We start from the raw sequence: 9,470 nt of genomic DNA, 5'->3' as shown, positions 1-9,470 counted from the left end.
GGTTGGGTGAGCGTGGATAGTCAACGCGATATCTTCTGCGTCACAACCCATCTCGATCGCCAGACCGATTTCACCCAACAGCTCGCCGCCGTTGGTGCCGACAATCGCGCCACCGATGATACGGTGCGTTTCTTTGTCGAAGATCAGTTTGGTCATACCATCTGCACAGTCAGAAGCGATAGCACGACCTGAAGCTGCCCACGGGAAGGTGGAAGTTTCGTAGCTGATGCCTTTCTCTTTGGCTTCTTTCTCGGTCATCCCTACCCATGCCACTTCTGGCTCGGTGTAAGCGATCGATGGGATCACTTTCGGGTCGAAGTAGTGCTTCATACCAGCGATAACTTCAGCAGCCACGTGGCCTTCATGCACGCCTTTGTGCGCCAGCATCGGTTGACCGACGATGTCGCCAATCGCGAAGATGTGCGGCACGTTGGTACGCAACTGTTTGTCGACGTGGATAAAGCCACGGTCGTCAACTTCTACACCGGCTTGACCAGCATCCAGCAGTTTACCGTTCGGCACACGGCCGATCGCTACCAGCACCGCGTCGTAGCGCTGTGGTTCTGCAGGGGCTTTTTTACCTTCCATCGTGACGTAGATGCCGTCTTCTTTGGCTTCTACCGCGGTCACTTTGGTTTCCAGCATCAGGTTGAACTGCTTGCTGATACGCTTGGTAAAGACTTTCACCACGTCTTTATCTGCAGCCGGGATCACCTGGTCGAACATTTCAACCACGTCGATCTGTGAACCCAGAGCATGGTATACGGTGCCCATTTCCAGGCCGATGATACCGCCGCCCATAACCAGCATGCGCTCTGGAACGGTTTTCAGCGCCAGTGCATCGGTGGAATCCCACACGCGTGGATCTTCATGAGGAATAAATGGCAGTTGGATCGGACGGGAACCTGCGGCGATGATGGCATTGTCGAAGTTGATGGTGGTAGCACCATTCTCACCTTCAACCACCAGCGTGTTGGCACCGGTGAATTTACCCAGGCCGTTGACCACTTTCACTTTGCGGCCTTTAGCCATGCCAGCCAGACCACCGGTCAGCTGATTGATGACTTTTTCTTTCCAGACGCGCACTTTGTCGATGTCGGTTTTCGGCTCGCCGAAAACGATGCCGTGTTCAGCCAACGCTTTGGCTTCTTCGATCACTTTGGCAACGTGCAACAGTGCTTTGGAAGGAATACAGCCCACGTTCAGGCAAACACCGCCCAGAGTGGAGTAACGCTCAACCAGAATGGTTTCCAGACCTAAGTCAGCGCAACGAAAAGCAGCAGAGTAACCTGCAGGGCCCGCCCCAAGTACCACGACCTGAGTTTTAATTTCAGTACTCATCATGACCTCTTAATTAGTTGTCCGGCGGGTCAGACGTCATTTTATACCCGTCATCCTTGAAGCTGCCTCGGCGTTGGCTGCGTTCGTTCACCTGAATCACTTACAGAAAGTAAGCTCATCAGGATTCACGAACTTGCCGCCTTGATGCAGCTCCAATTATTTTGGGTATGTTATTAATCAATCTCATAACGCCCTTCATCCACCGGGACGCATACACCGCGAGCAGTTTACAGAATTGTTAATAATCTGCAAAGCGTGTTCGAGTGACCCGTGTCCCAACAATTCTGTCGAGTCATGCAAAACCCGACAAAACTGCTACTGAATTACTAAGGGCGCAGCATGCTGCGCCCTTTTTTCATTACATCACCAGACGGCGAATGTCGGCCAGCATGTTGTTGATGATGGTGATAAAGCGCGCACCATCAGCACCGTCTATCACCCGGTGGTCGAAGGAGAGCGACATTGGCATCATCAGACGCGGCGTGAACTCTTTACCATTCCAGACCGGCTCCATCGCAGACTTGGAGACACCCAGGATAGCCACTTCCGGCGCGTTAACAATCGGCGCGAAGTGAGTAGTCCCGATACCGCCCAGGCTGGAGATGGTGAAGCAACCGCCCTGCATTTCGCCTGCGGTCAACTTACCGTCACGCGCTTTTTTGGAGATCGCCATCAGTTCACGGGACAGCTCAGTGATGCTCTTCTTGTTCACATCCTTGAATACCGGAACCACCAGGCCATTTGGCGTATCTACCGCCACGCCGATGTTGATGTATTTCTTCAGCGTCAGCTTCTGGCCATCTTCGGACAGTGAGCTGTTGAAGCGTGGCATCTGCTCCAGGGCAGCGGCAACGGCTTTCATGATGAACACCACCGGGGTGAACTTCACGTCCAGCTTACGTTTGGCAGCTTCGTCGTTCTGCTGCTTGCGGAACGCTTCCAGATCGGTGATATCGGTTTTGTCGAAGTGAGTCACATGCGGGATCATCACCCAGTTGCGGCTCAGGTTGGCACCAGAGATTTTCTGGATGCGGCCCAGTTCAACTTCTTCGATCTCACCAAACTTGCTGAAGTCCACTTTCGGCCACGGCAGCATGCCTGGCAGACCACCGCCGGTAGCGGCAGGAGCAGCTTCGGCGCGTTTGACCGCGTCTTTCACGTAAGCCTGAACGTCTTCGCGCAGGATACGGCCTTTACGACCGGAGCCCTTCACTTTCGCCAGGTTAACACCGAACTCACGCGCCAGGCGGCGGATGACTGGGGTAGCGTGAACGTAGGCATCGTTCTCGGTAAACTCGCCTTTGCCAGCAGCGGCAGCAGGTGCGGCCGCTTTGGCTTCCTGCTTGGCCGGAGCTGGAGCAGCTTCTGCTTTCTGAGCTGGAGCGGCTGCCGGTGCCGCACCTTCTACCTCGAAGACCATAATCAGCGAGCCGGTTTTCACTTTATCGCCGGTACTGATTTTGATTTCTTTCACGGTGCCCGCGAACGGAGCCGGAACTTCCATAGAAGCCTTGTCACCTTCAACGGTGATCAGTGACTGCTCAGCGGCAACTTTATCGCCCACTTTCACCATCACTTCGGTCACTTCTACTTCGTCGCCGCCAATGTCTGGTACTTCGACATTTTTCGCCGCGCTTGCCTCTGGTGCAGCAGCCGGAGCCGCCTGGGTAGCCGCAGCCGCAGGGGCAGCAGAAGCCGCGCCAGCCACTTCGAAGACCATAATCAGGGAACCGGTTTTCACTTTGTCACCGGTGTTGATTTTGATCTCTTTCACGGTACCGGCGAACGGTGCAGGCACTTCCATAGAAGCCTTGTCGCCTTCTACGGTGATCAGAGACTGCTCGGCAGTCACGGTATCGCCAACCTTCACCAGGATCTCGGTGACTTCAACTTCGTCAGCCCCGATGTCCGGCACTTCAACGTCTTTGGCAGCAGCAGCAGCAGCAGGAGCCGCGGCCGGTTTTTCTTCTGCCTTGGCGGCTGGTGCGGCAGCGGCCGCACCTTCTGCTTCAAAGATCATCAGCAGTTTGCCCGTCTCGGTTTTATCACCGACGGCAACTTTGATCTCTTTCACCACGCCAGCCTGCGGCGAAGGCACTTCCATGGAGGCTTTGTCACCTTCCACGGTGATCAGCGATTGTTCAGCTTCAACCTTATCGCCAACCTTCACCAGGATCTCGGTGATTTCAACTTCATCTGCACCGATGTCCGGCACTTTGATTTCGATAGACATTGTTCAGTACCTCTTATGCCAGACGCGGGTTAACTTTTTCTGGGTTGATGTCGAATTTCTTAATCGCATCAGCGACCACAGAAGCTTCAATTTCACCGCGTTTAGCCAGTTCACCCAGAGCAGCAACCACCACGTAGGAAGCATCAACTTCGAAGTGGTGACGCAGGTTTTCGCGGCTGTCTGAACGACCGAAGCCGTCAGTACCCAGTACGCGATAATCGCTGGCTGGTACGAAAGTACGAACCTGCTCTGCGAACAGCTTCATGTAGTCGGTAGAAGCTACCGCTGGCGCCTCGTTCATCACCTGAGCGATGTAAGGCACACGTGGAGTTTCGGTTGGGTGCAGCATGTTCCAACGCTCACAGTCCTGACCATCACGCGCCAGTTCGGTGAAGGAAGTTACGCTGTAGGTATCAGAACCTACGCCGTAGTCTTTCGCCAGGATCTGCGCAGCTTCACGCACATGGCGCAGGATTGAGCCAGAGCCCAACAGCTGTACTTTACCTTTGCTACCTTCCAGCGTTTCCAGCTTGTAGATACCTTTACGGATACCCTCTTCTGCGCCCTGTGGCATGGCTGGCATGTGGTAGTTTTCGTTCAGCGTGGTCAGGTAGTAGTAGACGTTTTCTTGCGCGTCACCGTACATACGCACCAGACCATCATGCATGATCACCGCGACTTCATACGCGTAAGCCGGATCGTAAGAGATGCAGTTAGGGATGGTCAGAGACTGAATGTGGCTGTGGCCATCTTCGTGCTGCAGACCTTCGCCGTTCAGGGTAGTACGCCCTGAAGTCCCGCCGATCAGGAAGCCACGCGCCTGTTGGTCACCCGCTGCCCAGCACAGGTCGCCGATACGTTGGAAACCGAACATGGAGTAGTAGATGTAGAACGGGATCATTGGCAGATCGTTGGTGCTGTAGGAAGTCGCTGCGGCCAACCAGGAAGAGGCTGCACCCAGTTCGTTGATACCTTCCTGCAGGATCTGGCCTTTCTCGTCTTCTTTGTAGTAGGCAACCTGCTCACGGTCCTGCGGGGTGTACTGCTGGCCGTTCGGGCTGTAGATACCGATCTGACGGAACAGACCTTCCATCCCGAAGGTACGCGCTTCGTCGGCGATGATTGGCACCAGGCGATCTTTGATCGACTTGTTCTTCAGCATCACGTTCAGGGCACGCACAAAGGCGATGGTGGTAGAAATTTCTTTGTTCTGCTCTTCCAGCAGTGAGCTGAAATCTGCCAGAGCTGGCATTTCCAGCTTCTCGGTGAATTTCGGCATGCGGGTTGGCACGTAGCCTTCCAGCGCCTGACGACGTTCGTGCAGATACTTGTACTCTTCGGAGTCTTTCTCGAAGGTGATGTATGGCAGTTTTTCGATGTCGGCATCGGCCACTGGCACGTTGAAACGATCGCGGAAGTGGTGAACCCCTTCCATGTTCATTTTCTTCACCTGGTGAGCGATGTTTTTACCTTCCGCAGTTTCACCCATGCCGTAACCTTTGATGGTATGGGCCAGGATCACGGTTGGTTTACCTTGGGTATCCTGCGCTTTTTTCAGTGCAGCAAAGACTTTCTTCGGATCGTGGCCACCACGGTTCAGCGACCAGATCTCGTCGTCGGTCATATCTTTGACCAGCGCGGCGGTTTCTGGGAAGCGGCCGAAGAAGTGCTCACGCACGTAAGCGCCGTCTTTGGATTTGAAGGTCTGGTAGTCGCCGTCCAGGGTTTCGTTCATCAGTTGGATCAGCTTGCCGCTGGTGTCTTTACGCAGCAATTCATCCCAACGACCGCCCCAGATCACTTTCAGCACCTGCCAGCCAGCACCTGCAAAGATGCCTTCCAGCTCGTTGATGATCTTGCCGTTACCGGTGACCGGGCCATCCAGACGCTGCAGGTTACAGTTGATGACGAATACCAGGTTGTCCAGCTTCTCACGGGTCGCGATGGTGATCGCGCCTTTGGATTCCGGTTCGTCCATCTCGCCGTCGCCCAGGAAGGCATACACGGTCTGGCCAGAGGTGTCTTTCAGCCCACGGTGTTCCAGATACTTGAGGAACTTGGCCTGATAGATAGCGCTGATTGGGCCCAGACCCATGGAGACGGTCGGGAACTGCCAGAATTCAGGCATCAGTTTTGGATGCGGGTAAGAGGACAGGCCTTTACCGTGCACTTCCTGACGGAAGTTGTTCATTTGATCTTCGGTCAGGCGGCCTTCAAGGAAGGCACGTGCATAAACGCCCGGAGAGATGTGGCCCTGGAAGTAAACCAGATCGCCGCCGTCTTTCTCGTTGCGAGCACGGAAGAAGTGGTTAAAGCAGACTTCATAGAAGGTCGCGGAAGATTGGAAGGAAGCCATGTGGCCGCCCAGATCCAGATCTTTCTTGGAAGCACGCAACACGGTCATCACGGCGTTCCAACGGATAGCAGAACGAATACGACGCTCCAGATCCAGGTTGCCCGGGTATGCCGGTTCGTCTTCTACCGCGATGGTGTTGACGTAGTTGTTAGCCGCAGCACCCGCTGCAACACTAACACCGCCCTTGCGGGCTTCTCCCAGAACCTGATCAATCAGGAACTGAGCGCGTTCAACACCCTCTTCACGGATGACCGATTCGATCGCCTGCAGCCAGTCGCGGGTTTCGATCGGATCCACGTCATTGTTTAAACGTTCTGACATGGTGGTATTCCTTATCTGTCTAATGGTTTGTTTGGAGCCTGTCTTCCTGCGTTCTGTCGTAAAACGCACGAAGACAGGCTCATCAGTTTGGTTGCCGCTTAAGTACTTAACTAAGCACTCCGAGCTTTATCTCTACAAGCTGGTGTGCCTTGAAGAGAACCACTCTTAATCCTTGCGTTGCTGGAGACGCCGCAGCGATCGATCACGCCGGGTGTGTTCCCTGCTGAGATCCAACAAAATTTCCTCGATAAACGCCAAATGGCGGTGCGAGGCTTCACGGGCCTTTTCAGGTTCGCGTGCCACTATCGCCTCAAAGATCCCGGCGCGATGGCTACTCACTGTTGCCAACATCTCACGGCGCGAGTAGAGCAATTCAAAGTTCTGACGAACATTCTGTTCCAACATCGGGCCCATACAGCGCAGCAGATGAAGTAACACAACGTTGTGGGCAGCCTCGGTCACGGCAATTTGGTATTGCATGACCGCATCGGCTTCGGCGTCTAGATCGCCGCTGTCCTGAGCTTGCTGGATCACATGATGGCAGTCGCGGATGCGCGCCAGATCTTCGTCAGTCCCACGTAACGCCGCATAATAGGCAGCGATACCTTCGAGGGCATGACGGGTTTCGAGCAGATCGAATTGCGATTCAGGATGATCGGCCAGCAGCTCAGCCAGCGGATCGCTGAAGCTCTGCCACAGATTAGTTTGTACAAAGGTACCGCCTCCCTGGCGACGCAGGAGCAGCCCTTTAGCTTCCAGGCGCTGAATTGCCTCTCTCAAAGAAGGACGGGAAACATCAAACTGTTTCGCCAGCTCTCGCTCTGGAGGCAGCTTTTCGCCTGGACGTAGCGTACCCTCGAGGATCAGGTATTCGAGCTGCTGCTCGATAACATCTGACAACTTGGGTTGGCGGATTTTGCTGTAGGCCATGGGTGATTTCTTCTCTGCGAAGTGCCCGGAGTCAATTGGTAATACCAATTTCAAAAACGTGACGGTAAAGTAACAAAGTATTCACCTCCTGTCCATATGGGCCTTGATCGAAATCATGAATGCCGCACATTTTAACACTTCAATCCATAAACCTTTGCAAACCGGCAACTCAGCGTTGGTAATACCATTTACGAGGTAGGCGCCAAATTTAACTTTTGTGAAACCTCTGGTTAGCTAGAATGCCGGGATTATAGGGCAAGGAGATTAAGGGTTTTTTTTGCTTTACTACCGCTTACCGAGCACCGCTCCGTTAACAAAAAAATAACAACAATGGCGATTATTTTTGCGGATTCTGTGATTTATTGCTTATTTCGTGCACGCAATCCCTCCGCTAGTCACACAACCCGCATTTTGTTGCCTAAACTGCTGCAATCTTCATCATTCAAACAACAAAGCAGGTGCAAACTTTCGCACATACCATTATTCTCTGCCAAACGGTAGCGACGCCGTGGAATTTATAGCTATAACGTCGTAAACGAAAAACAACACACATCGTAATCATTACTTTACGGTAATGAGCATTATGTCAGCACAGAGGGTTTCATTGATGGATGGTCAACAGCATGGCGACCAGCTAAAGCGCGGCCTGAAAAACCGCCATATCCAGCTGATTGCCTTAGGTGGCGCAATAGGTACCGGCCTGTTCCTCGGTATCGCTCAAACAATAAAAATGGCCGGCCCGTCGGTCATCCTTGGTTATGCAATTGGCGGTTTTATTGCCTTCCTGATCATGCGTCAACTGGGTGAAATGGTGGTAGAAGAGCCGGTGGCCGGATCGTTTAGCCACTTCGCCTATAAATACTGGGGGAACTTCGCCGGTTTCGCGTCCGGTTGGAACTACTGGGTGCTGTATGTGCTGGTTGCCATGGCGGAACTGACCGCGGTGGGCATTTACGTACAGTACTGGTGGCCGGAGATCCCAACCTGGATCTCCGCCGCCGTGTTCTTCCTGGCCATCAACGCCATCAACCTGTCGAGTGTCAAGGTCTATGGTGAAATGGAGTTCTGGTTCGCCATCATCAAAGTGGTGGCTATCATTGGCATGATTGCCTTTGGTGCCTACCTGCTGTTCAGCGGCCTGGGCGGCCCGGAAGCCAGCGTCACCAACCTGTGGGCGCAGGGTGGATTCTTCCCGAACGGCACCATGGGGCTACTCATGGCGATGGCGGTGATCATGTTCTCCTTCGGTGGATTGGAGCTGGTGGGCATTACCGCCGCCGAAGCCGATAACCCGGAAAAAAGTATCCCGAAAGCCACCAACCAGGTGATCTACCGTATCCTGCTGTTCTATATCGGCTCACTGACTATTCTACTGTCACTCTATCCATGGGGCAAAGTGGTCGAAGGCGGCAGCCCGTTCGTACTGATCTTCCATGCGCTGAACAGCAATATGGTCGCAACGGTGCTTAATATTGTGGTGCTGACGGCCGCGCTGTCGGTCTACAACAGCTGCGTTTATTGCAACAGCCGCATGCTGTACGGTTTGGCCAAACAGGGCAATGGCCCGAAAGCCCTGCTGAAAGTGGATAGCCGCGGTGTGCCGGTAGTTGCCATCGGTGTCTCTGCGTTGGCAACCGCACTGTGTGTGCTGATTAACTACCTGATACCAGGCCGTGCCTTTGAACTGCTGATGGCTCTTGTGGTGTCTGCCTTGGTGATCAACTGGGCGATGATCAGCCTGGCACACCTGAAATTCCGCCAGGCGAAAAACCGTGAAGGCGTCGAGCCGAAGTTCAAGGCCTTCTGGTATCCGTTCAGCAACTATCTGTGCCTGGCCTTTTTGGCCGCCATTCTGGTGATCATGTATCTGACACCGGGGATCCAGATTTCCGTGCTGCTGATCCCGGTATGGCTCGCCATTCTCGGCATCGGTTACTTCATCAAGCAGCGTGGCCAACAACCGGCCAGTGCCGCAAGCCGTTAATCTTGAATCAGTTTTCTAAGGCCCGCCAGCGCGGGCCTTTTTTTACCCTATGCTTTTTGCCAACTGGCTCACACTTTTTCGGCAGTGGCTGATTTGTCCATCTCTACAACCATTAATTTCTGATAGTTCACCGCCACGCAGGGCAATAATCGTTATCCAACAGTCCGATCCTGTCATCGCGGAGAAAATGTCCATGAAGAGCAATGCCCTATCGATAAAAGAAAAGATTGGCTACGGCATGGGAGACGCCGGTTGCAACATGATCGGCGGCGCAATCATGCTGTTCCTCAACTACTTCTATACCG

At 53.7% G+C, this 9,470-nt stretch carries 5 protein-coding genes; 1 reads left to right on the top strand and 4 read right to left on the bottom strand.

Going from position 1 to position 9,470, the window contains the following annotated elements; translation table 11 throughout:
* The 4 genes from lpdA to pdhR form a co-directional block, all read right to left on the bottom strand.
* Positions 1-1,341, bottom strand: a 1,341-nt coding sequence (gene lpdA, locus ACLQ7H_RS05645; protein ID WP_411751829.1) for a dihydrolipoyl dehydrogenase, incomplete at its 3' end; no start/stop codon positions are given.
* A gap of 358 nt (positions 1,342-1,699) precedes the next feature.
* A complete protein-coding gene (gene aceF, locus ACLQ7H_RS05640) occupies positions 1,700-3,574 on the bottom strand; it encodes a pyruvate dehydrogenase complex dihydrolipoyllysine-residue acetyltransferase (RefSeq protein ID WP_411751828.1) in 1,875 nt (624 codons plus the stop codon).
* Positions 3,575-3,587: 13 nt separating this feature from the next.
* The gene (gene aceE / locus ACLQ7H_RS05635) at positions 3,588-6,251 is read right to left on the bottom strand and encodes a pyruvate dehydrogenase (acetyl-transferring), homodimeric type (protein WP_411751827.1); all 2,664 of its coding nucleotides are present in this window, start codon (positions 6,249-6,251) and stop codon (positions 3,588-3,590) included.
* Between the two features lie 165 nt (positions 6,252-6,416).
* Positions 6,417-7,181, bottom strand: a complete 765-nt coding sequence (pdhR, locus tag ACLQ7H_RS05630) for a pyruvate dehydrogenase complex transcriptional repressor PdhR (protein ID WP_021179689.1) — start codon at positions 7,179-7,181, stop codon at positions 6,417-6,419.
* Positions 7,182-7,788: 607 nt separating this feature from the next.
* Here pdhR and ACLQ7H_RS05625 point away from each other — a divergent pair.
* Positions 7,789-9,165, top strand: a complete 1,377-nt coding sequence (locus tag ACLQ7H_RS05625; protein WP_411751826.1) for an amino acid permease — start codon at positions 7,789-7,791, stop codon at positions 9,163-9,165.
* Positions 9,166-9,470 lie beyond the last annotated feature (305 nt).

Origin of the sequence: Serratia sp. (in: enterobacteria) (assembly GCF_046715635.1) — a bacterium.
In the GTDB taxonomy this organism is placed as follows: domain Bacteria; phylum Pseudomonadota; class Gammaproteobacteria; order Enterobacterales; family Enterobacteriaceae; genus Chania.
Note: the sequence above shows the minus strand (reverse complement) of the source record. Positions and strands in the feature narration are given on the sequence as shown.